Consider the following 23,991-nt stretch of genomic DNA (forward strand, 5'->3'; position numbering starts at 1 on the left):
AAGCCGCACCATGCGCGCTCCCACAGTACACACCGACGACAACAAAACCCCGGACACCGAGGTGGAGCGAGTGAATCTGGCCCGGCGATGGCGTGTGTACTCAGGCTCGGGACTCACTGCCCGTAAGATCGTGCCTAGACTCTGCGATAAACGTGGGCGAAAGGCGAGGAGACGACGTGTCAGAGAAAGAGCGACGGCAAACGCCGCCGCGCACCCTCGTTCTCGGTGGTGCGGGCTTTGCAGGTTCCCATATCGCGTGCGAGCTTCGTGAACACGGGACCCCCGTGGTGACGGCAGATATTCGACCCGCAAGCGGTGATGGCGAGCATTGCGTGCTCGATATTCGTGACGACGAAGCCCTGTGCGCCGCGGTTAGCGGATGCGACACGGTTGTGAACGCCGCTGGGGTTCCCGACTCGTCGAGCGTCAGCACACGTACGCTCAACTCGGTCCTTGTGGGAGGCGCGCGTTCGCTCATTGCCGCTGCCGAACGTGAGGATGTGCGAACCCTCGTCTTCATTTCGAGCGGCGCCGTGTACGGCGAGAAGCCTGACGGGCATAGTGCGCACGAATCTGACCCACAGGCCCCCACGACCGTCGAAGGGCGCGCGTTCGCAGAGGCGGAACGTCTGTACGGCCAGTGGGTGCGTGCGGGGCGGGGCCGACGCCTGCTGGTGATGCGCGTGGCCGAGCTTTTTGGTCCCGGTTCTCATGCGCGCATCTCGCGACTGATCGCTTCGCTCGTGAACTCAGGGGCGGTCTCGCTTACGCACACGGTCATCGCGCGCCCCCTGGCAAACGTCGGAACCCTCGCTGGCGCGACGCGCGCCGCTCTCAATCTGAACGTCCCCGAAGGCGAGCCCTACGTGCTCAACGTTGCAGATTCCCCTCGGCTCGACGATCACGAGTTGCGCGCCCTCGTGCGCTCGATTGCGAAAACTGCACCGCTCGCACTGTCCCTTCCCGGCCGGCGCCTCATGGCACGCGCGGGTCGGGCCGGGGAAGCGGTTCGTGCAAGCGGCCTCGAACTTCCCCGTCGAATCAAGCGATTCGCCCTTGACGCGCGGCCGAGCGCCGAAATGTCGCGGGAGAAACTCGACGCGCTTCTGCCCGCGCGGCCATCGCTCGAAGAGTCCCTCGCTGAGACTGTTCGCTGGGTGCGGGACAACAGCATCCCGAGCAATCCAGCGGACTCAGCCCCCATTCCGGAGCGCTTTGTTCCACATCCCGATGCCACGCAGGAGGACTCTCGACGAGTCGTTGCCGTGGTGGTGACGTACAACCGCGCTGATCTCCTCGGCGAGTGCCTCGATGCACTGCACGCGCAAAGCAGGCCTCTCGACAACGTCGTCATCATCGACAACGCAAGCACGGACCGTTCCGGAACCGTCGCCGATACCCACCCGATTGACGCCGACGTTGTTCACCTCAATCGCAACGTGGGCGGTGCCGGTGGCTTTTGTACCGGCATGGCGCATGCTCTCCTTGAGCACAGCCCTGATTTCCTGTGGATCATGGATGACGACACGGTTCCAGCGCCCGATGCGCTCGAGAAGCTCCTCGAGGTTGAGCGCAAGCTCGATGTTCACGCAAGCGTTCTCAGCTCGCTTGCGGTCTGGACCGACGGCAGGCCGCACCCCATGAACTCCTCGCGCACGCGCCTCGGCACGAGTGACGCCGACCTCGATCGTTACGCACAGCTAGGGGCGCGCCCCATCCGCACGGCGAGCTTCGTCTCGGCGCTCATTGCTGCCGAAGACGTGTGGGAGCACGGACTCCCCATTGCCGACTATTTCATTTGGTCTGATGACTTTGAATTCACAGGCCGGCTTCTGCGAGACTCCCACGGCTTCGCCGTCGCGTCGAGCACGGTTGAGCACCGCACCGTGAAGTTCTCGAATGCCCAAACGAATCCTGGTTCAAGGTTCTACTTCGACGTGCGCAACCGGTTGTGGGCCCTCACGAAAACCGACTCGTTCACCCCGATCGAGAAGGTTCTTTACGGGGGCAAGAGTGCGATTGGGTGGATGCAGACCCTGGTGCGCACTCGCGCGGATGTTCTTCCCGTCGCGCTCAAGGGTCTCCGTGAAGGGCTCTTCACGTCGCCACGACGCTCGAGCGTGGTTCTTGCTGCCGATCCCATGAGTGCCACCGAGATCCGCGCGCTCGAATCTTCGATCGATTCCGCCGAACGCTCACGAAGGGCACTCACGTGAGTAAGCACGGTGTGCGGAAGATCGAGGAAGACCTCACCGTCCTCATGCCCCTGTGGGAGGGGGACGACCCGGCGTACGCGCGCGAAGCCATTGCCTCGGCGACGGTCGACCAAACCACCGCCCCAGGCTTATTGCTGCTTGCCATTGACGGCCCGCTTCCCGACGCCCTGGAAGGCGTCATCGCCGACGTTCTCGACGGAAAATACGGTCGCGCACGAGTTGTGAGAAATAAGAGCCACGGTGGACTCGCCCGCACCCTCGACAGTGCCCTCAAGCATTGCGAAAGTCCGATCGTCGCGAGAGCCGATGCTGACGACGTGAATCATCCTGAACGGTTTGCGGTGCAGCTCGCTGCTTTGCGAGAGCGGGGCCTCGACATCGTGGGCGCGAACATGCGCGAAATCGACGAGTCTTCTCTGCCTCGCCGCGATGAGGCGGGCGAGGAGCGTATTCGCCGCCGCCCCCTCACCCACGAAGAAATCGCGAACTACATGCGCGATCACTCACCGTTTCACCATCCCACGGTTCTCATGCGAGTCGAGGCCGTGCGCAGAGCTGGTGGCTACAGGGACATTCCGCTGATGGAGGACTATGACCTGTGGCATCGCCTGTTGTGTACTGGCTCTCGCATGGGCAATATTGCGGACGTCCTCGTGGATTACCGCGTGAGTACGAGCCTCTATCGCAGGCGCGGGGGCCTCACGCTCTTTAAGAGCGATGTGCGAATGCAGTGGTCGATGCTCAAGAGCGGGACAACCAGCGTGCCCAGGGCCCTGAGAAATCTCGTAGGACGCGCGGTGTATCGCGTTGTGCCCGCATTTGCGCGCGACCGAGTGTATTGGCGCGTCATTGAACGCGGTCTCACGGGCACGCCGCGCTCGTAACCCGGCGGGGTCCCGCCATGTGACGAACCAGCGTCGCGCAGTCGGTGCGCCCTCGAGATTCTGCGCGTGCGGCCGCTATTGTGGGAGCGACGCATCAAACCTCGAAGGGAACGACACATCATGAGCACACCCGACCTTCTCATCGTCGGATCCGGCCTTTTCGGCCTTACGCTCGCAGACCGCGCCGCACGCGAACACGGGGCGAAAGTTACCGTGATCGACAACCGCCCACATATTGGCGGAAACGCCTACAGCGAGATCGACCCCGAGACGGGCATCGAAGTGCACAAGTACGGCGCTCACCTTTTCCATACCTCCAACACACGCGTGTGGGAGTACGTCAATACGTTTACGTCGTTCACGAATTACGTGCACCGCGTGTACACGAACCACAAGGGCATCGTGTACCCGATGCCGATCAATCTCGGCACAATCAACCAGTTCTTCAACGCGGCCATGACTCCGGACGAGGCGCGCGCGCTCATCGCCGAGCAGGCGGGCGAATTTGCCGGGCAAGATCCCGAGAACCTTAATGACAAGGGCATTTCGCTCATTGGCCGCCCGCTGTACGAGGCCTTCATCAAGCATTACACGGGCAAGCAGTGGCAGACAGACCCCAAGGATCTTCCCGCGTCGATCATCAAGCGTCTGCCCGTGCGCTACACGTACGACAACCGCTACTTCAACGACACCTACGAAGGTCTGCCCACGAACGGCTACACAGCGTGGCTCGAGAACATGGCGGATCACCCGAACATCGAAGTCAAGCTTGGCGTGGATTACTTCGACGAGTCGCAGCCGTTCAATAAGAAGGACGTGCGCGGCCAGCTCCCCGTTGTCTACACGGGCCCCGTCGACCGCTACTTCGATTACGAGCTCGGTGAGCTCAAGTGGCGCACGATTGATCTCGAGTCCGAAACACTCGACACGGGCGATTTCCAGGGAACGTCGGTGATGAACTATGCCGATGAGTCCGTGCCGTACACGCGCATCATCGAGCCACGCCACTTCCATCCTGAGCGTGATTACGCGAAGGACAAAACCATCATCATGCGCGAATACTCGCGGTTCGCAAGCCGTGAGGATGAGCCGTACTACCCCGTGAATTCGGCGGACGACCGATCGACTCTCCTCGAATACCGCGAGCGTGCGGAGGCTGAGCCCGCGACGCTCTTTGGTGGCCGTCTTGGCACCTACCAGTACCTCGACATGCACATGGCCATCGGCGCCGCCCTCTCGATGGCTGATAACAAGCTTGAGGAGCTTTTGCGCCGCTAGTTGTGCGCATCCGCCGTGACTCCGATGAGTGAAAAGAGCACCATGACTTACACGTTTACCCTGCCCGAAGGGCACCGCGAACTCCACCGGCTTGTCATGCCGCTTGGCGCGAGCCCCGAAACGACGCCGCTGTATGTTGAGTCGCAGGCTCACGTCACCCCGGTCGAGATGACAGGGGGGTCCCCGGGCGGATTTTCCGAAGCGCTCGCGAGCGCATCCTCGCCGGTGAACGTTGATGCGAGTGCTGATGCCTATTCCCGGACGGGGCTGACGATCCCCGCGGCGCGCATGCGCTCGTTTGGTACCTACTTCAACGCGTTCCCGGCCTCGTACTGGCGCCGCTGGACCCCCGTGCGTGAGGTGACGCTCACCATTGGAACAAAGGGTGAGGGAACGCTCGTCGTGAACCGCTCGAATGCGAAAGGGCGCTCGCAGCGCGTGGCCTCGAGGGCTGTATCGGGTGAGGAAACATCAACCTTCGTCCTTCCGCTCACGGCGTTCGGCGACGGCGGCTGGTACTGGTTCGACGCCTACGCTGGAAAAGACGAATTCGAGGTTCAGGGAGCTGTGTACTCGGCCCCCGAAAGCCTCGCGCGAGCTCGCGGTTCGTTCTCGATCGCGATGACGACCATGAACAAGGTCAGCTATTGCTTCGAGAACATCCGCACGATTGCTGATTCACCCCGCCTTCTCGAAACTCTCGACACGATGTTCATCGTCGATCAGGGAAGCGACCGCCTTCGCGATCACGCCGAGGAGCTCGCCGAGCTCGAGGCGGCAATGGGCGGCAAGCTTCGAATCATTGAGCAGGGGAACATCGGCGGTTCAGGTGGCTTCTCGCGCGGCATGTACGAGGCAAGCATGGCGGGAGAATCCACGTATGTCGTGAACTGCGATGACGACATTGTGATCGAACCCGTCTCGCTCGAGCGTCTCGTGACCTTCGCCGATTTCGCAACAAAGCCCACGATCGTGGGAGCGCACATGTTTGATCTCAACAATCGCACGTCCCTCCACACGTTCGGAGAGATCGTCGACCGGTGGCGCATCCAGCCGGCGCTTCCCCATCAGGAGATGTCACTCAGCTACGACCTTGGGTCGCACCCGTTGAGGGCGACGCCCTGGCTGCACCGCCGCGTGGACGTCGACTACAACGGTTGGTGGATGTGCCTCATCCCCACCGAGGTTGTGCGCGAAATTGGCCTGTCTCTCCCGGTGTTCATCAAATGGGACGACGCCGAATACGGCCTACGGGCGAAGAACGCCGGATACTCGACCGTGTCCCTTCCCGGAGCCGGAGTGTGGCACGTGGCGTGGGGCGATAAGGACGACCTTGTGGGGTGGCAGGCGTTTTTCCACGAGCGCAACCGGCTCATCACCGCCCTGTTGCATTCACCGTATGAGCGTGGCGGCAGGCTCGTGAAGGAATCGCACTTCATGGACATCAAGCATGTGATTTCCATGCAGTACTACACCCAGACGGGCCGCCTTATGGCCCAGCGCGATGTCCTTGCGGGCCCCGAGCATCTTCACGAGACGATCGGGACGACGCTTCCCGAGATTCGCGCACTGGCGGCACAGTTCGACGACGCCGTGCAGAAGAAAGACGTCGACGACTACCCTGACGTGCGTACGAATAAGCCGCCTCGCAAAGGGCGGGGCTTTAGCCAGCCTCGTCGACTCCTCATGCCGGCGTGGACGATCAAGCAGCTTGCGAAGCAGGCTTTCACGAAGCCGAGCGAGCTCTCGCTCGAACATCCGCAGGATGCAATTGCGCACCAAGACGCACGCTGGTGGCGCCTGTCGCACTACGACAGTGCTCTTGTGTCCAACGCCGAGGGCACACAGATCGCCTGGTACAAGCGAGATCCGAAGCAAGCCCGCGAACTGCTCGCCGAAGCCGTGCGCACGCACGCTGAACTCTTTGCGAAGTGGAGCACCTTGCGCGAGCAGTACCGCGCTGCAGCGTCACAACTCACGTCGTTTGAGGCGTGGGAGCGGACATTTGCGGCGAATCCCGCCCCAAAGCGTGAGGGCCGAAACGCGTGAGTATCTCCTCCATCACGCGCGAGGAAAAGGCTCAGGGATGGCGAGTACCGGGAAGCGACAAGGGATGGCTTAATCCTCTCTACGAGCGTTTCCTGCTGCGCCTTCTCGTGAAGAAGGAACTTCGGGTGCGCTACCGAGGCAGCGTGCTGGGCATGGCGTGGAGCTACGCGAAGCCCGCGGTGCAGTTCGCGGTGTTCTACCTGGCGCTCGGAGTCTTTCTTCAGCTGAACCGCTCGCTTCCGGCATACGCGGCGTATCTTTTCTCCGGCATCATCGTCATCAACCTCTTCAGTGAGGTGTTCGGGAACTGCACGCGTTCGATCGCATCGAACGCGCCGCTTGTGTCGAAGATTTACCTGCCGTCGGAGTTATTCCCGTGGGCGAGCGCACTCGTGGCGCTTGTGCATTTCGTGCCCCAAGTGCTCGTGCTCATGGTGGGGGCGGGCCTTTTCGGCTGGCGCCCTTCCATCGCTGAGGGATGGTGGTTCCTCATCGGCATGGTGATCCTGCTCGTGTTTACCGTGGGTCTTGGCATGCTCGCGGCGGCGCTCAATGCGGCATTCCGAGATGTCGAGAACTTCGTGGATCTCATCATTATGGTGGCGACGTGGACATCGCCGGTTCTCTACGCTCTCGTGATGGTCAAGGATGCTATTGGCACAAGCGCGTGGTGGGTTCTCTACAGCCTCAACCCGATCACGATCGTCGTGGAGTGTTTCCACGGGGCGTTCTGGCGCCCCATGGCGAGTGCGCTCGATTCAACCGGTGAAGCCGCCCCGACGATTGCCGTGGGCGCCGAGGCCACTCAGCTGTGGTGGGCGGGGCTGCTTATTGCGATCGCGGTCTTTGCCTTCGGAACGTTCGTGTTCGAGCGTTCGAAGCGGAAGTTTGCGCAGGAGCTGTGATGCCTGTTTCTGAATCACCACGCGAAATGGTGCGTATCGAGAACGTGTATAAGGAGTTCTCGCTTCGCCATACGAGGGCGCTGAAGGAGCTCGTATTTTCGGCGCTCAAGAGACAAAAGTTGCGCGATACGTTCATGGCGCTCAACGGGGTCGATGTGACGGTTCGAGCGGGGGAGACCGTCGGGCTGATCGGGTTTAACGGATCGGGCAAGTCGACGCTCCTGAAGACGATTTCGGGCGTGCTTTTTCCCGATCGCGGGCGTGTGCGCGTGCGCGGCAAGGTCGCGGGCCTCATCGAGGTTGGCGCGGGTTTCCACCCGGATCTGTCGGGTCGCGAGAATGTGTATCTCAACGGTGCGATTCTCGGGATGTCGAAGGCCGAGATTGACGCGTGCTTCGATGACATCGTGGCGTTCAGTGAGATCGAACAGTTCATCGACACTGACGTGAAGTATTACAGCTCGGGCATGTTTCTGCGCCTCGCGTTTGCCGTCGCGGTGCACACCGATCCCGATATTTTCCTCGTCGATGAGATTCTCGCGGTTGGCGATGAGCCTTTCCAGCGCAAGTGCCTTGCGCGGATTCGCGAGATGCAGGCGCATGGCAAGACCATGGTGATCGTCTCCCACGAGCTGGATATGCTCACCGAACTGTGCACGCGGATAGTGGTGCTGCAGAAGGGGCACGTGATCTTCGACGGCGACCCGGTCGAGGCTGTGGAGACTTTGCGCGCGAGCTCCTGAGCGTCGAATGCCTATTCGAGCCCTTCAGCCGCACGCGTAGCGACGTCGAGACGTGAAAGTGGCGTCACGACCGTGCGCCTTTCGCACCACGCGGCTATCGCGGCTGCCGCGTCTTCGCGATCGATGTCCTCGAGTCCTACCCGGTGGGCATCGCCCCAGGTTTGGTGTGGCGCCGGCTGGGGTCCCGTGAATGTCGTGAGGGGAGCCTCGAGGGCGTCTCCTGCCGCTCGCACGGCTTGGACCCAGTCGAGGGCCAGAGGGGGAGTCTCGCCCGGGAACGCGAGGGACAGCGCGCGAGCCTCGAGGACGAGGACGTCCTCGGCGCGTTCTGCGAGCGCCGTGTTGGGGCGTGACGTGGCGAGGACGTCGATGTGCTCGGGGAGGTCGTCGGAGCCCGCGATAGAGACGTTCGCGCCGAGGTGCCATGCGGCAATCTGGAGAACGCTGCGCTTGAAGTGCGGGGGCAGGTCGAGGACAAGCGTGAAGCCTTCGTCCACGAGCAGTTCGTTCGCGAAGAGGTTGATTGATTTGATGATCCAGTTGGCGAGGACGCGTCCGGACAGTTCGGTCCGTCCGTCTTCAGCGTAGCTCACGAGTGCGGGGGCGCTTCCGGCGGCGGCCAGTTCGTGAAGAAGCGTGCTCATTTTTGCGCCTGCGCCCATGGGTCGATCCATGTTTCGGTGTCGAGGCCCAGATAGGCCGCCATTTCTGCGGCGAAGCTCATGGTGCCAAGGGCGATTACTTCGCGTGAGCGGCGCTGGATGGCGGGCAGTGCTTCTGTCAGCGGCATGACTTCCCAATCGTCGGGGTAGTTGTCGAAGAACAGGTGGTCTTCATGTGTTGTCGCGAGGATCGTGCGGTCTCGGTCGAGGAGGGTGAGGATGCTGCGAATATCTTTGATGTCCGGCATGCACACGAGGGTGTGCGCGTCATCGAAGCGTCCCGTGTGTCGAGCGTTCTCGAGGGCGGATTCAACGCCTTCGCGTGAGATGGCGGCATCGAGGAGCCAGCGGGTGCCGTGGGCGTAGACGTGGGAGGAGCGGCCTGGGAGGCGAAGGCTCTGGGCAAGGTGGGCGGCGCGTGAGTGCGGGACGGGGGAGTGGGGGAGTCCGACGGCTGACTCGTGGGTGATTGCGGCTGCGGTGTATCCAGTCGCAACGTTCATGGAAGTGAGTGCGCCGAACCCTAGGTCGCGTGGTTCCGGGACTTCGTGCGGCGTAGCGTTCGGCAGGAGTACGCGAATGGCGGCGCGGGCTTCGGGACACTGTGTAGTGGGGAATACGACGTTCCCTGTACGGTCGTCTCCGGCCCCGACGAGGTTGCATGCGATCGCGTCGGTAGTGTCGCCGATGATCCCTTCGTGTTCGAGAAAAATGGGGGTCACAACCAGGGTGTCGAGCCGGAACTGGGAGATTTCGTCGCTCGCGCCGCCCAGGCCTTCCTCTATGACGAGAATTTCGACGCCGCAATCGAGGAGGTGCGCGGCGCCGGCGAGGGTGAACATACCCGTGGGGGCGAGGTAGCCGCCCGTGTCGGCAACGGGTGGCATGGCAGCGAGCGCAGCGGCAACGCGGTCGGCGAGGGCGTCGTAGTCGCGAGCCGAGAGCGGGCGGGCGTTGAGACGGATGCGCTCGCGGTTGGTGAGGAACGGGGGAGAGGAGATCGTGCCTACCCGGTACCCGAGGGACATGAGGTATTGGGTGGTCGCGGCGACTGCGGAGCCTTTGCCTTTGGAGCCTACGACGCCGATGACGGGGATCGTGGGCGATGTGTCAAGGGCGAGTTCGCGCGCAAAAAGTTTGGCGCGCGAGCGCGAGCGGGCGTACGGGCCGTGATACGTCTTCCATTCGCGGAAAAACGGCTCGTCCCCGGGGAGGTGGCGTGCGGGCATGTGCGGTTCCTTTGCAGGTCAGAGAGTCAGGCAGCGGACCCGAAGCTGGTGCGGCGCGCTCGGTGCGCCTTAAAGGAAAGGATCATAACCCTAAAGATTCGATTAAGCGGCTTGACGCGCCTAAGTTACATCAGTGTATTTTAGTGCTAACGCCGAACGCGTGCGCTTCCACTGTAGCGTCACTGTAGAGCCGCACCCCTTGCGTCTGCAGTTGTCGTGTCTGTAGTCCACACACCCGAAAGGACCCTCATGACCCTCCAGGCATTCGAGGACGATGCTCGCCGCGAGCTGACCTTGGTCGAGTTTTCCTCGCTGCTCCCCGAGGGCGAGGGAGAGGGCTCGTGGCAGGAGCGGGCTCTGTGTGCTCAAACCGACCCCGAGGCGTTCTTCCCTGAGAAGGGCGGTTCGACTCGCGAGGCGAAAAAGGTGTGCGTGTCGTGTGAGGTCCGCGCCGAGTGCCTGGAGTACGCGCTTGCGAACGACGAGCGGTTTGGCATCTGGGGCGGCCTGTCTGAGCGCGAACGTCGCAAGCTAAAGAAGCGTGCGATCTAATCGTTCGTCACGGATTGGTGGTTGCGCCCTGTGACTGAACGGGACGTCTCCGCGCTCATCCTCGTCTCTGCTAGCCATGAGATCGGGGATCTTGCCCGTACCCTCGAAATGGTGCGTGCGCAATCCGCCCCGCTTTCCTGCGTCGTTGCAGCCGTGCCGGAGTCTGCTCCGAAGGAGTTGCGCAACTTCGCTGAGTCGGCTCTCGACGAGGGACGTATTGATCTGCTGCGGGTTACTCCCGCAGAGGCGAGCCGCCCCGACATTGTCGAGGATCTCGTTGGCTCCCTCGAAGAGGCGAAGCAGGCGCGCGATGCGCGTCCCGAGCGCAAGTCTTCGCGCGCCTCAGAAACGCAGGATGGCGCGAGTTCTCCCGATGCGCCGCGACTTGAGGTCTCTGAAGCTGCGGGAGAAAAGGAAAGCGCGCCTCGCAACTTTACGCTGCTCAACCCCGCTTTCGGTGGGGCAGTCCGCCACGAGGATGAGGGCGCGACACTCGCTGAGGAACCGTCGGAACCCACACGCCACGATGAGACTCCCCAGTCCACAGTCCACTCGACGCGTGACCTCGAATGGGAAAAGCGCGTGTATCTCACGAGCGGTGCTCGGGGTCGCCGCGCGAAGGACATCGATCTCGACCGCGAAGAGCGGCGCGAGGAGAAAACAGCGACGCACACCGCCCTCGTCCCGGAAAGGCTCAGGGACGATACGAGCGAACTGTATGGAACGAGCGGGACTGGGCGCCGGCGTAAGCGTAGTCGTGGAGCCGAGTCATGGTTGTGGATTCTTGACGCAGCTGCGGCCCCGAACCTGACGTGCCTCGAGGAACTTGAGAGTGCTCTCGACGCCGATCCGACAGTGGGCCTCGCGGGTACGAAACACCTTGCACTCGAGGACGTTGAGCGCCCCGCCTCGCGACTGGTGGATCTCGGTCTTTCACTCACGCATTCGCACAGGATTCTCACGAGTGTCGACCCAGGCGAGATCGACCAGGGCCAAACGGACTGGCGAAGCGAGGTCTTGGCCGTTACGGCACCCGGAATGCTCGTGCGTGCGCGCACTTTTGACAAGCTCCGAGGATTAGACCCCGCGCTCACGGCGCCGTGGGATGACATTGATTTTTCTCAGCGAGTATGGCGCGCTGGCGAACGCGTCAAGGTGGTTCCTCAGGCCTCGACGCGTATCCCGCATGACGACCTCACGAGACCGAGGGATTTCCGATACCGCTCCTCTCAGGTGCTTTCGCTCCTCAAGTTCCGCTCGCTCCTGCTTACGTTCGCGACCCTCCTCGCCCTGCCTTTCGTCACGCTCGGGCGCATGGCGCGAGCGATCACGCAGCACGACGCTCGCGCGGTAGGGCACGAGTTCCTTGCATGCCTGAGAGTTTTTGCGAAGGCTCCCGGCGTCATGAGGCGATCTCGTCGAGCCGCCGGACGCGCTCGCTTGTCGCGCAAGCGCATGAGCGCGCTGTATATGCCCCGCAAAGTGGCTATGCGCGAGCAACTCGATGCGTGGTGGACCTCTCTGTTCGCCGACGACGATCGAACGCGCATGATCCGCCGCACGAGCTGGGGGATCGCAGGCACGCGTCACGGCCTCGATGATGCCGATTACGGCCGACACACAACCTGGACGATCATTGTTGTGCTCGCGTCTATCGTCGGTGGACTCTTCGCGATTCGGCCGTTGATCGGGGAAGGCACGCTGAGGGGCTCCCACTATCACCCGCTTTCCGCGAACGCGCGAGACAACTGGGACATCGTGACGTCGGCGTGGCTACCCGGAGGGCTCGGGGCTGAAGGGCCGACAGACCTCCTCGCACGTGTCGCGGCCCTCATCCCCGTGAACGGCGCGAGCGTGAGCGCGTTTATCCTCGTTGCGGGAATCGCCCTGAGCGCCATTGCCGCGTGGTGGGCGAGCGGCACGATCTCGCGGAGCATCATCGTGCGGGTGATTGCCACCACCATGTGGGTACTCTCTCCCGCTTTCGTCTTTGCCGTGCTCGAGGGGCGCTGGCCGCTCATGCTTCTCGGCATCGCTGTTCCCCTCGCCGCGTTCTTCTTCGCGAAAGCCGTGGGGCTTCCTCACAAGGTGTCTCAGGCAAGCATCCCAGCGGCTGCGGGAGCCGGTTTCATGATTGCCGTGATTTCTCTCGTGCAGCCTGCCCTTGCCCTTCTCTTCATTCTCGGAACCGCGGCTGTTGCCCCGTTCGTTCCTGGTCGCAGGGGGCGATTGTGGTGGTGCGGTCTTCCCGCGCTCTTCCTGCATCTCGGCGAGCTTCCGACTTACGCCGCTCGACCTGAGACACTCCTCGTGAACGCGGGCACGCCCGGCGTGTTCGAGATGCCTGATGCGCTAAGGCTCCTTGCCCTCGTGCCTTCCGCGGGCGATCCGGTCGCACGAATGTTGGGGGCCTCGTCGAGCTGGTGGACCTTCGCGATCCTGGCAGCCCCTGTACTGATAGCCATCGTTGCGGCACTTGCCTCTGGATTCCTCGGGCACACCGCCGGTCTCGTCGGTCGAGTCAGCGTTCTCGCGCTCGCGGGGGCCGTGAGTCTCGCGTGGATTTCGCAACGCACCGTCGTAGGCTTCGAGGGCTCGACGCCCTACACCGCGTACCCGGGGCCGGCGCTCATGGTCGCTAGTGGAGCGGCAATCGTCGGCCTGATTTGCCTGGCCGACGCCATTGTGAGGCGCGCCCACGAGTCGAGCCGACGGGGCCAAAGGATAGCCTCCTTTGTGCTGCAAGGAGCGTGCCTAGCGACAGTATTGGCGTGCGTTGGTGTGTGGGCTGTTCAGGGCAGCGATGCGCTCAAGGTTGAACGCACGACGGTGCGAGAGATCCCCGCCGTGGCCGCGGATTCGGCGACAGGCGCCAATCGCACCCGCACACTGGTCCTCCACGAGGACACCCGCGGCGAAGTGCACGCGCACCTCGTCAGCGGCGCGCACCCGAGCATCGACGACTCCTCCGCCGCGGTGGAGACCGCGCGTGCGCGCGCGGCTGAGCGTGGCAATATTTCCGACCAGGCCGATCGCGCACTTGCACAAGCTGTCGCGAGTGCCCTTGGTTCGGCAGCCGCGACGGAAGGCAGCGCGAGTCTCGCCGACTTCGCGATCGGCTACATCGTCGTGACGGGTGAGCCCGATGCGCAAACGAGACTGTACGAGACCCTCGCAGCAGCCCCGCAGCTAGAGTTTGTGACCGCAAGTGATGCCGGCGGTTTGTGGCGAGTGACAGGCACGAACGCTCGGGCGCGTCTGATTGATGCATCCGGGGCCGGTGCTGAGGCTACTACCCTCGAATCGGGGCGAACAGCGGTATCGGGAACGATCGATGCTGCGCAATCGGAACGCACGCTCGCGCTTGCTGTGCGCGAAGATGAGCATTGGGTGGCGACACTCGACGGCAAGCCGCTCAGCCCCACGACGGTCGACACGTGGATGCAGGGCTTTACCGTGCCTGCGAACGCGAAAGGTCGCCTGGAGGTGCGGTACCGAAACGACGTGCAGACGGTTGCTGGTGTTGTCACCGCCGTCGGGCTCATCGTGTGCGCTCTCGTCGCGGTCCCGAGGAGGATTCGAAGCGAGGAGAAGCGATGACCGATACGCACAAGCAGCCCCGGGCACTCCTCGCTGCCTTCGCGGTCCTCGCTATCGTCGTGCTCGTGGGAAGCGTTGTTGTGCTCGTTCCCGAGAAAACCTTGACGAAGGCGAGTCTCCCAAGCGCGGCTGCCACGTCGACGCGTGCCGCGCGTGTATGCCAGGGGCCAATCGTCGCTCGACCGGCGGGAACACAGACGTCAGACGCGGACTTCGCCGGTGGCGCTCCTTCCCCGCAGGTGTCGATGAACGCGGTCGCAGTCGATCCCTCGTCGAATGCTCTGTACGGAGGGACGCAGTCCTCGCAAACGAATCTCGACCCTGCCTCTTCCGACATGAACGGCAAGGACACCTCGCCGCGCCTTTCCCGAGTCGATGCTCAGGGGCGTGCAGCCGATGTCGATGCCGCGTCGAGCGCTCTCCTGAACTCGGTATACGGCCTCGACTCCCTAGACGCTTCAACCATCCTCACCGCGAGCACCGCAGATGAGACCGCGCCGGTTCTCGATGCGAGCCAATCCCATGTGACCGGAAGCGGCGATTACCGAGGTTTCGCACTCGCGCGGTGCGCCCAAGCGACGACCTCCGCCTCCTTCGCTGGTCTCACCACGCGAGCGGGCACGTTCGACACTCTGGTGGTGTCCAATCCAGGAACGCGTGCTTCCCGTGCGCGTGTGACCGTGTACTCAGAAAACGGAGCGGAACCGGCAACCCAGGGTTCCGATATCGTCGTAGGCCCGGGAGAAACTGCTCGTGTTCCGGTCTCGACCCTCGTTGACGAGCGCGAAACGGTAGCCCTCGATGTCGAGGTGCGAGGCACCGCGCTCGCCATGAGCGCGGAGCTCGTGCGGCGCGAGGGACTCGTGCCTCAGGGGACTGAAAATGTCCAGGCGAGCGAGCCGAGCAGCTCCCTTACGTGGTCGGGAGTGGTGCTCCGCGAGGGAGGGAGTGCACGTCTTGCGCTCGCACGCACCGCCCGAGGCGGCGAACCCGGGGATGCGGCGCAGGTGCGCTCTGAGGAGGCGTTCGCGACGGCCCGGGCGTTCGATGCGCAGGGCAAGCTCGTGAAAGAGTGGGATGTCAAAGACCCGGGTCAGGGTGCAACCGTAGAGATTCCGCTCGACGGCCTCAATGCTGGAACTTACACAATCTCCTTGAGTGCGCGAAGCGCCGTCGCAGGGTCGTTGCGCTCGTCGATTGCAAGCGGTGCACGGCAAGGCGACACGGTTGGTCTTCCGCAAGACTTTGCCGAGTACGCCCCCTCGGAAGCGATCGACTCCGCTTCGGTTCTCGCACTCGGGCATGGAGCTGAAGGCGGAAGCCTCACGCTCAACTCAGAGCACGGGGCGCACGTGAGTGTCGCACCAATCAGACGTGACGGGACGATAGGCGCGAGCACTTCCGTCGATATCGAGGCAGGGCACTCCGTAACCGTGAACCCTGATCAACTGGGAAAGGACCCAGCCTCGATCGCCGGTCTCCTCGTGGTGTCTCAGGACGGAGGGGCTTACAGGGGGTCCTGGTCGCAAACGGCCGCTGCGGACGATGGCGGCACACTCGTCACGACCCTTCCCCTCGCCGCAAACGCTGCACGGGCAACCGGGATGACTGTCAACCTCGAGCCTAGGTAAGCACGAGCGCTACAAGAGCGGAGCGTCTCACGCGGCCCACGGGTCTATTTCGTCGACTCGCTTCCCGAGGGCAACCGCAACGTTCTCCAGTACAACGACGTAGATGAGCTCGGCGAGTTCCTCGCGGTTGACGGCGCGGGATTCGATCGCACGCCGATACAGGACGATCCGTGGACGCGTGCGGCGGTCGCCCGGGAAATAGCGCCCGAGCGGAGGAGCATGAAGGGCGGAAGCGTCGAGCGGAACCTCTTCGATGAGGACTTGCAAGTACTCGAGTTTTGCGTACCTCTCGTAGAGCGGGCCCATCGCCTCGGCAACGAGTGCATCGAAGCGGTCGCTCGGCGTGGCAAAACCCGGAAGATGCGAGGGAATGAGATCGCCGCGGAACCCGCGCCCATGTCGATCTCGGCGACGCAGCCGGGCGTTTCGTGTGAAAGCCATGCCATAAGCCTACGCGTGGCGGCCGCGTCGAGTGGTTCACGAGCCATCGGGCCGTAGGATGGACGTCGTGTCTGCCCGTTCATGCTCCAAATCCTCATGTTCCCAGCCTGCCGTTGCGACGCTCACATTCGTGTACGCGGACTCGACCGCAGTCATTGGCCCGCTCTCGCGAGAGAGCGAACCACACACCTACGACCTGTGCGCGAGCCACGCCGCTTCGTTCACGGCGCCCAGAGGTTGGACAGTCGTGACGGCTCCGGCGCCGCTTGAGCCCGAAGATGATGTGCTCGCACTCGCGCGCGCCCTCGCCGACGAACCAGAAGCCAAGCCGAGCTATGAAGACGTAGGCCACAGGGCAGGCAAACAGACGTCGGACCCCCGGCCTCAAGGGCGAAGGCGGCTCACCCTTGTGAAGGATGAGAGCGATGAGTGCTGAGGGCGCGCGAGATCATGCAGGGGCTCTCGAGGCGATAGTTGGCAGCTACGACATTCGTGGCGTTGCCTACGAAACTCTGACGCCAGAAATTGCAGGTGCACTAGGTGCGGCCTTTGCCGACTTTCTCGATGCCGGCGACATCATCGTTGCGCACGACATGCGCATCTCGAGCCCTGACCTCGCCGAGGCATTCGCGCGCGGAGCGGTGAGGCGCGGCTCAACGGTCGCGTTCGCGGGCCTGAGCTCGACGGATCAGCTCTATTGCGCGAGCGGACTGTTCGCCGCGGCGGGCGCGCAGGTGACGGCATCGCACAATCCGGCGCGCGACAACGGCATCAAAATGTGTCGTGCGTACGCGAAGCCCGTGGGGAGGGCAAATGGCCTGCTGGACGTGCGCGATGGTGCGCGCGCATACCTGGATAGAGGTTCCATCCCTATTCGTGAGGGCGGGCGCATTGAGCGCCTCGATATGCTCGACGACTACATCGACACCATGCTGCGGCTTGCGCCGCTTGAGGGCACGCGACAACTGAGGGTTGTGGTCGATGCGGCTAACGCGATGGCAGGGCACACGGTCCCCGCACTTGCGAAGCGTCTTCCCACCGTGGAGATTATTCCGCTCTTCTTCGACCTCGACGGAACGTTCCCACATCACGAGGCAAACCCTCTCGACCCCGCGAACCTGAGGGACCTGCAAAACGCGGTGCGCGAGAACGGGGCAGATCTTGGCCTTGCGTTCGATGGCGATGCCGATCGCTGCATCGTCGTGGATGAGCGAGGTGAGATCGTTCCCCCGTCGGCGGTGACCGCAATGATCGCGGAGGCCGAGATTGCGCGTTCAATGCTCGACGGTCGCTCGCGTCCGGTCGTGATCGGCAATGCCGTGTCGAGTCGAGCGGTCCGGGAGGTAGTGGAGGCCTCAGGCGGCGAGTTCGTCCGCACGAAGGTGGGCCACTCGATCATCAAACAAGAAATGGCGGATCGCGACGCGGTTTTTGGAGGCGAGCACTCCGCCCACTACTACTTCAGGGAGTTTTTCTTCGCTGATTCAGGGATGCTCGCGGCGCTTCATGTGCTCGGTGCTCTAGAGCGAAGTGGTGCACAATCCTTGAGTTCGCTCTTAGAGCGCTACTCGCCTTATGCGGCAAGCGGTGAAATAAACTCTCGAGTCGACGAACCCGTGAACGAGATCCTCGAACGCGTTGCGCGAGTTTTTGTCGAGCGCGGTGCGCGACGCGACGACCTCGACGGTGTGACGCTCACCCACTGGGATGAAGCAGCTGATCCACGTGAGCAGTGGTGGCTTTCGGTTCGGCCATCGGGGACCGAGCCGCTCGTGCGGCTTAACGTCGAAGCTGCTGAGGAGGCGACCATGCAGCACCTGCGAGATTTCGCGCTCGCGCTCGTGCGCGGTGAGGCGGAGGTACTCGGCGAGGTTGCTCCGCACGGCGAAGGCGAAAAGGAGAGCACCATGTCGCCAGATGAACGGAACCTAGAGGGGATGGACTGGGTTGGCAGCCTCGTGCGCTGCCCCGAGTGCCACGCGAGTCTTAACCTCGGAAAAGAACTGATCGTCTGCGAGTCATGTGGGCGCCGCTACGAGCGCGAGGGCGGTATTCCCATGCTCATGTCGCGCGACGTTCCAAGCATTCGCGACTAAAAAAGTTTTCACTGTTACTGGTTTCTGGCAGGATAACGGCATGAGCACACCCCCTAGGATCCTTGCGATTGACGATGACGCGGCCATCGCCGAGATGGTTTCAATTCTGCTCGAAGGGCGAGGCTACAGCGTTGTTACGGCCCCCAACGGGAGCGAGGGCCTCGCTATACTCGAGCGTGACAACATCGACCTCGTTCTTCTCGACCTCATGCTTCCCGTGATGGACGGCATCGAGATCTGCAGGCACATTCGCGAGAGTTCAAACGTTCCAATCATCATGCTCACGGCACGCACCGAGACCGAGAAAGTGGTCGAGGGGCTTGAGGCAGGTGCCGACGACTACCTGACGAAACCGTTTGAGCCCGAAGAACTCGTTGCGCGCATTCGTGCCCGTGTGCGCCGCGCGCCTCATGGCGAGGCTGAGGTTCTTACCCTCGGCGACCTTGAGATCAACGTTGATCGCCATCAGGTCATTAGGAACGGCGAGACGATTCGCCTCACCCCTATGGAGTTTGGGTTGCTCCTGCAAATGACGCGTCATCCCTCTCAGGTATTTAGCCGAGAGGAGCTGTTGCGCGAGGTGTGGGGTTATCAGCATTCGAAGGATACGCGGCTCGTGAACGTTCATGTGCAGCGCCTGCGCTCGAAGATCGAAATTGACCCCGACAATCCGCGCCTGATTGTGACGGTTCGCGGCGTGGGCTACCGCGCGGGTGAGTAGTCTTCGCGAACGCTTCTTCCCCCCGGCTTTAGCGGACGAGTCACAGATCAGTTCGCGAAGCGCGGGGCGTGTCCGCTTTCGCGATTTCTCGACATGGCCGATCGCCGCGCGCGCGGTGTTCGCGACGATGCTCTTGTCAGTCCTCGCGATCCTCGTGGTCGAAACGTTCCTCTCCACGGCGATTTCCGACGCCCTTTACGACCTCAGACGCGATCGGTCGCTTGAACAGTCCGAGGCGTTGCGCAGTGCGCTCGTGAGTGACCTCGAGCCTCTCGTGGGCACGTCGGTGAACGAGCGCCAGGACGTGATCATTTCGTTTATGGAGGGGGCGACCGTCGGGGATCCGAAGGTTTTTAAAGGACTTGCGGTGATACCGATGGGAAGTACCGCGGGCGAGGCAGTGACGAACAACGGGGCGCTCACAGCGTTTGTGAGCGAAAAGTTCGAGCGCGAGCTCGACGCCGCGAGTGATCAATTCGTGTACCGCAGCATCGAGTACGTCGAACGCGGAGACTCCGGACCCGCGATTCTCGTGGGAACGACGATCGATGTTCCCGGTGCGGGCCGCTACAGGCTTCTCATGCTGTACTCCGTCAGTCAGGAGCAAGAGACACTCGACCGCGTGAACACGATTCTCGTGATTGGCGGCGCTGTTCTCGTGTTGCTTTTCTTCCTCGTGTCCCTCGCGATCTCGCGGATCGTGACGACACCACTCAAACGCGCCGCGCGGGCTGTCGACCACATTTCGGAAAATGATCTGGATTACCGCCTCGCGATTCAAGGTGGCGATGACCTTGCGCGAATGGGGACGAGCTTCAACAACATGGCGGCTTCGCTCCAATCGACGATTACCGAGCTCGTCGAGCTTTCGGAGCTTGAAAAACGTTTCGTCTCGGACGTCTCTCACGAACTTCGCACACCATTCACGACGATCAAGATGGCCGCCTCAATGCTCGAAATGGAAAAGGACTCCTTCAGCCCCTCGGGTAAGCGCAGCCTCGAACTGTTGAAAGAACAGGTGGCGCGTTTCGAGTCGCTCATTGCGGACCTCCTCGAAATTTCTCGGCACGAGGCCGGAACCGTGGAACTCGAGGCTAAACCAACATCGCTGGCGATGCTTGTCGACGATGTCGTTGAGCAACTCGAGCCGATTGCCGCCGAGTACGCAGCCGATATCCGCGTACAGCACTTGAGCGTGGATACCGTCGGCGACATGGATTCGAGGCGCATTGAGCGCATCGTGCGAAACCTCCTGACTAACGCGATCGAACACGGTGCAGGTGGTGTGATCGATGTGCGTACGGCTTCGCGGGGATCGACCCTTGCGCTCACTGTGCAGGACTTTGGCGCAGGCCTTAGCCCGGAAGAGGTGACCCGTGTCTTCGACCGTTTTTGGCGTGCGGCGCCGTCGCGCACGCACACCCTCGGGGGAACGGGGCTGGGCCTCGCCATTGCACACGAGGACGCTGAGGCTCACGGGGGGCTTCTTGAAGCGTGGGGCGTCAAGGGGGAGACCGCCGTTTTTCGATTGCTGCTCCCGCGCAGTTCCGGGGCGAAGCTAACCGCCTCGCCGCTCGCGCTCGTGCGGTCGGCGGAGAAGGGAGAAGCCGAATGAACAATCACTTTTCTCTCTCCCGCGATGTGTCGCGGCGTGCCGTGCTCGGCGGGGCAGGAGCCGCTGTGCTTGCGGGGTGCGCCCGCATCCCCAATTCCTCAGACGTCCACACGGCGCCGGTGAGGGGAATCGGTCTCGGCGCGCAGGGCAATACCGCGGTGGCGCCCCCGGATCAAGGGGAGACAAAGATCGACATCGTGCGCGGTTTCCTTGCGGCTCATCTTGGCGTCGACGACGGTAACCGCATTGCTCGCGAATACCTCGCGGGGGATGCGCGCGAGGCATGGAATCCCTCGACGGCGATTGAATTCGCCGAGTCGGAGGGGCTCGTGTTTCAGGAGCGAGAGGGGGACGTGGTCGCGGTCACGGTGCCGGTCGTCTCTAAGGTTTCGGCTACGGGCGCACGCACCACGAATCTCGAGGCCACACGGGAACTGGCGCAGTTTCGGCTCACCGAGGTCGATGGCGAGTGGAGAATCGCGGAGGCTCCAGATGCGCTTGTTCTGGGGGCGGAGGACTTCGCCCGGTTGTACGAGCCCGTCAACGTGTACTTCGTTGCAAATACAGGAAACATGCTCGTGGCGGACCCTCGATGGTTTATGCGTCAAACGACGTTCGCCTCCGCGTTCAATCGGCTTGCACTTGGGCCGGCCCCCTACCTTAAGGGGGCCGTGCGTTCCGCACTTCATGAGGGCATCGTGATTGCCTCGAGCGCGCTGTCGAGAAACGAGGCGGGAGATCTCTTGGTGCAGACGCCGGTCTCGGTCCTCGAACTGCCCGAGAGCGAACGGGCGCTCGCACTGGCCCAGATTTCCGAGACGCTTCGGAGTATCAAGCGCGTCTCGTCGGTCATCTTCATGAACGGTCGCGAAAAGGTTTCTGTTGCGCCGGAGACCCACCCGATGAAGGCATCGGTGGGGCATAGGCTCTATGGCTCGGGCGACAGCGGCATTATTTCTCTTGCCAGTGACACGGGAGGGGCATCGCTCGTACCCGCTTTCGCGTCCGAGACCGTGCGCTGTGGACGCGTGAGTTTACGCGGCCGTTACGCAAGTGCCGTGAGCCTTGATCGACGCGAGCTTCTCGTTTCGGCGCTGACAACCAAGGCCGAAGTTCGCCGGGAAACATTCGGTGAGGCCCTCTGCAGCCCGAGCATTGACCAGTTTGGATACGCCTGGACGATGCCGGAGGCCGGAGGACCGGAGCTGCTCGCGGTCCACCCCGATCCTGAGCGCGCAGTGCGAAAATTTGCGGTGGTGTGGGAGCCGACCGAGGACGTCGCCTTCACGTCGATGTCCACAGATGGGGTGCGTCTCGCTATCGCGCATGGGGCGCCGGGAGCCTTGACCTTGAGCATCATGGGAATCGTGAGGGAGCCCGACGGTACCCCGACGGGCCTTGCGGAACCACTTCAGGTGAGCGTTGCCCTCGACAGTGTTCAGGGCATCGCGTGGTACTCCGAGGAATCGATCCTCCTGTGGGGCGCGTCGGGTGCGAGCGCCATGCCTGTTGCCATCGCGTGGAGCATACACACGGGCTTCGAACAGGTGAGTGAACTTCGAGAGAACACGACGTCCGTTGCTGGCTCTTCCGAAGCGCGGCTGCTGTTTGTCGGCAGCGACGACGGGCAGGTCGTCGAGAGAACCGTGGACTCGTGGGCGCATATCGACACTCGTGGGCGGGATATCGCCCTTTATTAGTGCGGCAGTGCTTGCCCGGTAGCCGTCGGAACGCCCTCCACAGCGATGTTCCATCCTCAGCATGCCGAGGAGGCTCATCAGCTGGCGGAGAAACGCGGTCAAATGGAGCCATGAGACGACGCATCACCTCGGCGCTCGCGCGCACCCTTGCATGGGCATGTCACACTCTCGTGCCGTTTTCGTGTGCGTGCGGAGAACCAGGGCTTCACATGTGTGATGAATGTGCGAGTGCCCTTTCGGGTGAGGCTATCCGCGTGGAGGAGGTATGCGAAGGGGTCTGCGAGGCACGGCCAAGTGCCGACGGCCGCGAGATCGAAGCGCTGCCGATGTTTCCCGTGGTGACTCTCGCCGAGTATGAGGGGCGCGCGAAGAACCTTGTTCTCGACTACAAAAACGGGGGGCACTTCGCGCTCGCGCAATATTTTGGTCCCCTCCTTGCGGATGCTCTCGCCGAATTAGCTGAGCGGTGCGCCCACAGACATATCCTCGTCGCGGTACCCTCACGCAGCGAAGCGGTGCGGCGCAGGGGAGAGGATCACATGCGACTGCTCGCCGAACACGTGAGCGCACACGCGCGAGTGCGCCTAGCCCCGGCGTTGCACCTCAGTGGGCCGAGCCAACACTCGCGAACGAAGCGCGAGAGGGCAGCCGGGCGAGGCCGCGTGATCGGGCCGAGGAAACGCGAAGAATGGGAAGGGCTGCGCGGCGTTTCGGCGGTCATCCTTGATGACGTTGTCACGACCGGCACAACTCTGAAAAAGACAAGCGATGCTCTAGCGAGGCTTGGGGTGCACACCTGCGCGGCACTGACGCTCGCGTCTGCGAGGGTTCCGCGCACACACGTTCCCAGTCTACTCGTGTGATCTGCGGTACGTTTTCAGTCAGAAGCCTCATAATTGAGAGACCCCAAAGCGGCAGGGACGCCGCGAACCTCGTGAGGAGGAGGTGAACCACCCACCCGTAGAACCGGGCGGAACGTGGCCGCCCATTCACTTCTCAACTCTGGAGGATTTCCATGGATATCAATGTTGTTGGCCGCAAAATGGACGTTTCTGAACGCTTCCAGCGCCACCTTGAGGACAAGCTCAGCAAGGTCCCCCAACTAGCGCCAAGCGCAATGCGAGTGGACGTTGAAGTTTCGTCCGAAAAGAACCCGCGCCGCGCCGACGAAAGCGAACGCGTTGAGCTCACCGTCCATGACGAGGGTCAGATCATCCGCTCCGAAGCACGCTCCGGGGACCTGTACTCTGCACTCGACCTCGCTCTTGACAAGCTTCATGAGCGCCTCCGCCGCCTCGCAGATAGGCGAAAGGATCGGCACCGTGGCCGCTCCAAGGGACATGGCGCCGATCCCGAGACGCTCCGCAAGATGCAGGCCGATGCGGACCGGATTGAAGAGCTTTTCGCCAAGGCCGAGTCCGGGCCACGCGAGGAAAATGTTGACGGCGACGCGGAGGCACCCGACGATCCCGCACTTGATTCCCCCATCGTCATTCGCGAGAAGAAGCACAAGGCCACGCCGATGAGCATCGACGACGCTCTCTACCAGATGGAGCTCGTCGGCCACGACTTCTACCTTTTCATCGATGAGGAAACCGCCAACCCGAAAGTGGTGTACCGCCGCAAAGGATGGAACTACGGCGTTATCGAATTGGAATAATTGCTACCC

General features: G+C 62.6%; 19 protein-coding genes. 16 read left to right on the forward strand and 3 right to left on the reverse strand.

The annotated features are described in order from the left end of the window. Window positions 1-176 precede the first annotated feature (176 nt). The 6 genes from DEHOM01_RS09805 (at window position 177) to DEHOM01_RS06975 (ending at window position 8,075) form a co-directional block, all read left to right on the forward strand. Window positions 177-2,216 (forward strand): NAD-dependent epimerase/dehydratase family protein, encoded by a 2,040-nt coding sequence (locus tag DEHOM01_RS09805; RefSeq protein WP_156468321.1) that lies wholly within the window; start codon window positions 177-179, stop codon window positions 2,214-2,216. Further along, the gene (locus DEHOM01_RS06955; RefSeq protein WP_061212109.1) at window positions 2,213-3,100 is read left to right on the forward strand and encodes a glycosyltransferase; all 888 of its coding nucleotides are present in this window, start codon (window positions 2,213-2,215) and stop codon (window positions 3,098-3,100) included. The genes DEHOM01_RS09805 and DEHOM01_RS06955 overlap by 4 nt, the downstream gene beginning before the upstream one ends. Window positions 3,101-3,220: 120 nt before the next feature. Next, a complete protein-coding gene (gene glf, locus DEHOM01_RS06960; RefSeq protein WP_061212110.1) occupies window positions 3,221-4,378 on the forward strand; it encodes a UDP-galactopyranose mutase in 1,158 nt (385 codons plus the stop codon). 42 nt (window positions 4,379-4,420) lie between these two features. Next, on the forward strand, window positions 4,421-6,427 hold the full coding sequence (locus DEHOM01_RS06965) for a glycosyltransferase (protein WP_245630678.1): 2,007 nt from the start codon (window positions 4,421-4,423) through the stop codon (window positions 6,425-6,427). Next, window positions 6,424-7,332: an ABC transporter permease gene (locus DEHOM01_RS06970; RefSeq protein ID WP_082738779.1), complete on the forward strand. Its 909-nt coding sequence runs from the start codon at window positions 6,424-6,426 to the stop codon at window positions 7,330-7,332. The genes DEHOM01_RS06965 and DEHOM01_RS06970 overlap by 4 nt, the downstream gene beginning before the upstream one ends. After that, window positions 7,332-8,075 (forward strand): ABC transporter ATP-binding protein, encoded by a 744-nt coding sequence (locus DEHOM01_RS06975; RefSeq protein ID WP_061212111.1) that lies wholly within the window; start codon window positions 7,332-7,334, stop codon window positions 8,073-8,075. Before DEHOM01_RS06970 ends, DEHOM01_RS06975 begins: the two co-directional genes overlap by 1 nt. An 11-nt stretch (window positions 8,076-8,086) precedes the next feature. On the opposite strand, the gene DEHOM01_RS06980 is transcribed toward DEHOM01_RS06975, so the two are convergent. Together DEHOM01_RS06980 and DEHOM01_RS06985 are read right to left on the reverse strand one after the other, a co-directional pair. Further along, entirely contained in the window at window positions 8,087-8,719 is a 633-nt protein-coding gene (locus DEHOM01_RS06980) for a TIGR03089 family protein (RefSeq protein ID WP_156468322.1), read from the reverse strand. Further along, window positions 8,716-9,966 (reverse strand): folylpolyglutamate synthase family protein, encoded by a 1,251-nt coding sequence (locus DEHOM01_RS06985; protein ID WP_061212113.1) that lies wholly within the window; start codon window positions 9,964-9,966, stop codon window positions 8,716-8,718. Before DEHOM01_RS06985 ends, DEHOM01_RS06980 begins: the two co-directional genes overlap by 4 nt. A 249-nt stretch (window positions 9,967-10,215) precedes the next feature. On the opposite strand from DEHOM01_RS06985, the gene DEHOM01_RS06990 reads away from it, so the two are divergent. From DEHOM01_RS06990 to DEHOM01_RS07000, 3 genes are read left to right on the forward strand one after another with little or no spacing between them, the layout of a single operon-like run. Beyond that, window positions 10,216-10,518, forward strand: a complete 303-nt coding sequence (locus DEHOM01_RS06990; RefSeq protein ID WP_016665007.1) for a WhiB family transcriptional regulator — start codon at window positions 10,216-10,218, stop codon at window positions 10,516-10,518. 30 nt (window positions 10,519-10,548) lie between these two features. Continuing rightward, entirely contained in the window at window positions 10,549-14,118 is a 3,570-nt protein-coding gene (locus DEHOM01_RS06995; RefSeq protein ID WP_061212114.1) for a hypothetical protein, read from the forward strand. Further along, window positions 14,115-15,749 (forward strand): DUF5719 family protein, encoded by a 1,635-nt coding sequence (locus DEHOM01_RS07000; protein ID WP_061212115.1) that lies wholly within the window; start codon window positions 14,115-14,117, stop codon window positions 15,747-15,749. Before DEHOM01_RS06995 ends, DEHOM01_RS07000 begins: the two co-directional genes overlap by 4 nt. Window positions 15,750-15,776: 27 nt before the next feature. Here DEHOM01_RS07000 and DEHOM01_RS07005 read toward each other — a convergent pair whose 3' ends face one another. After that, window positions 15,777-16,190, reverse strand: a complete 414-nt coding sequence (locus DEHOM01_RS07005; protein ID WP_061212116.1) for a metallopeptidase family protein — start codon at window positions 16,188-16,190, stop codon at window positions 15,777-15,779. Between the two features lie 58 nt (window positions 16,191-16,248). On the opposite strand from DEHOM01_RS07005, the gene DEHOM01_RS07010 reads away from it, so the two are divergent. From DEHOM01_RS07010 to hpf, 7 genes are all read left to right on the forward strand, one after another. Further along, a complete protein-coding gene (locus DEHOM01_RS07010) occupies window positions 16,249-16,626 on the forward strand; it encodes a DUF3499 domain-containing protein (RefSeq protein WP_061212117.1) in 378 nt (125 codons plus the stop codon). After that, the gene (locus DEHOM01_RS07015; protein WP_061212118.1) at window positions 16,616-18,286 is read left to right on the forward strand and encodes a hypothetical protein; all 1,671 of its coding nucleotides are present in this window, start codon (window positions 16,616-16,618) and stop codon (window positions 18,284-18,286) included. Before DEHOM01_RS07010 ends, DEHOM01_RS07015 begins: the two co-directional genes overlap by 11 nt. A gap of 40 nt (window positions 18,287-18,326) precedes the next feature. Further along, window positions 18,327-19,007, forward strand: a complete 681-nt coding sequence (gene mtrA, locus DEHOM01_RS07020; RefSeq protein WP_061212119.1) for an MtrAB system response regulator MtrA — start codon at window positions 18,327-18,329, stop codon at window positions 19,005-19,007. Next, the gene (gene mtrB / locus DEHOM01_RS07025) at window positions 19,000-20,622 is read left to right on the forward strand and encodes an MtrAB system histidine kinase MtrB (RefSeq protein WP_061212120.1); all 1,623 of its coding nucleotides are present in this window, start codon (window positions 19,000-19,002) and stop codon (window positions 20,620-20,622) included. Before mtrA ends, mtrB begins: the two co-directional genes overlap by 8 nt. Beyond that, on the forward strand, window positions 20,619-22,322 hold the full coding sequence (locus DEHOM01_RS07030) for an LpqB family beta-propeller domain-containing protein (protein ID WP_061212121.1): 1,704 nt from the start codon (window positions 20,619-20,621) through the stop codon (window positions 22,320-22,322). The genes mtrB and DEHOM01_RS07030 overlap by 4 nt, the downstream gene beginning before the upstream one ends. Window positions 22,323-22,432: 110 nt before the next feature. Continuing rightward, window positions 22,433-23,185 (forward strand): ComF family protein, encoded by a 753-nt coding sequence (locus DEHOM01_RS07035; RefSeq protein WP_061212122.1) that lies wholly within the window; start codon window positions 22,433-22,435, stop codon window positions 23,183-23,185. 152 nt (window positions 23,186-23,337) lie between these two features. Next, window positions 23,338-23,982 carry a ribosome hibernation-promoting factor, HPF/YfiA family gene (gene hpf, locus DEHOM01_RS07040; protein WP_061212123.1) on the forward strand — a complete coding sequence of 215 codons (645 nt, stop codon included), beginning with the start codon at window positions 23,338-23,340 and terminating at the stop codon, window positions 23,980-23,982. The last annotated feature ends 9 nt before the right edge of the window (window positions 23,983-23,991 follow it).

The sequence above is a fragment of the Dermabacter hominis NBRC 106157 genome (assembly GCF_001570785.1).
GTDB lineage: Bacteria > Actinomycetota > Actinomycetes > Actinomycetales > Dermabacteraceae > Dermabacter > Dermabacter hominis.

Excerpts from the sequence above, each read along its gene's own strand:
- hpf (WP_061212123.1), top strand. The coding sequence starts at position 23,338 with ATGGATATCAATGTTGTTGGCCGCAAAATGGACGTTTCTGAACGCTTC.
- DEHOM01_RS06965 (WP_245630678.1), top strand. The coding sequence starts at position 4,421 with ATGACTTACACGTTTACCCTGCCCGAAGGGCACCGCGAACTCCACCGG.
- DEHOM01_RS07000 (WP_061212115.1), top strand. The coding sequence starts at position 14,115 with ATGACCGATACGCACAAGCAGCCCCGGGCACTCCTCGCTGCCTTCGCG.
- DEHOM01_RS06975 (WP_061212111.1), top strand. The coding sequence starts at position 7,332 with ATGCCTGTTTCTGAATCACCACGCGAAATGGTGCGTATCGAGAACGTG.
- DEHOM01_RS07005 (WP_061212116.1), bottom strand. The coding sequence starts at position 16,190 with ATGGCTTTCACACGAAACGCCCGGCTGCGTCGCCGAGATCGACATGGG.
- DEHOM01_RS06980 (WP_156468322.1), bottom strand. The coding sequence starts at position 8,719 with ATGAGCACGCTTCTTCACGAACTGGCCGCCGCCGGAAGCGCCCCCGCA.
- DEHOM01_RS07030 (WP_061212121.1), top strand. The coding sequence starts at position 20,619 with ATGAACAATCACTTTTCTCTCTCCCGCGATGTGTCGCGGCGTGCCGTG.
- mtrA (WP_061212119.1), top strand. The coding sequence starts at position 18,327 with ATGAGCACACCCCCTAGGATCCTTGCGATTGACGATGACGCGGCCATC.
- DEHOM01_RS07035 (WP_061212122.1), top strand. The coding sequence starts at position 22,433 with ATGAGACGACGCATCACCTCGGCGCTCGCGCGCACCCTTGCATGGGCA.
- DEHOM01_RS07010 (WP_061212117.1), top strand. The coding sequence starts at position 16,249 with ATGGACGTCGTGTCTGCCCGTTCATGCTCCAAATCCTCATGTTCCCAG.
- DEHOM01_RS07015 (WP_061212118.1), top strand. The coding sequence starts at position 16,616 with ATGAGTGCTGAGGGCGCGCGAGATCATGCAGGGGCTCTCGAGGCGATA.
- DEHOM01_RS06985 (WP_061212113.1), bottom strand. The coding sequence starts at position 9,966 with ATGCCCGCACGCCACCTCCCCGGGGACGAGCCGTTTTTCCGCGAATGG.
- glf (WP_061212110.1), top strand. The coding sequence starts at position 3,221 with ATGAGCACACCCGACCTTCTCATCGTCGGATCCGGCCTTTTCGGCCTT.
- DEHOM01_RS06990 (WP_016665007.1), top strand. The coding sequence starts at position 10,216 with ATGACCCTCCAGGCATTCGAGGACGATGCTCGCCGCGAGCTGACCTTG.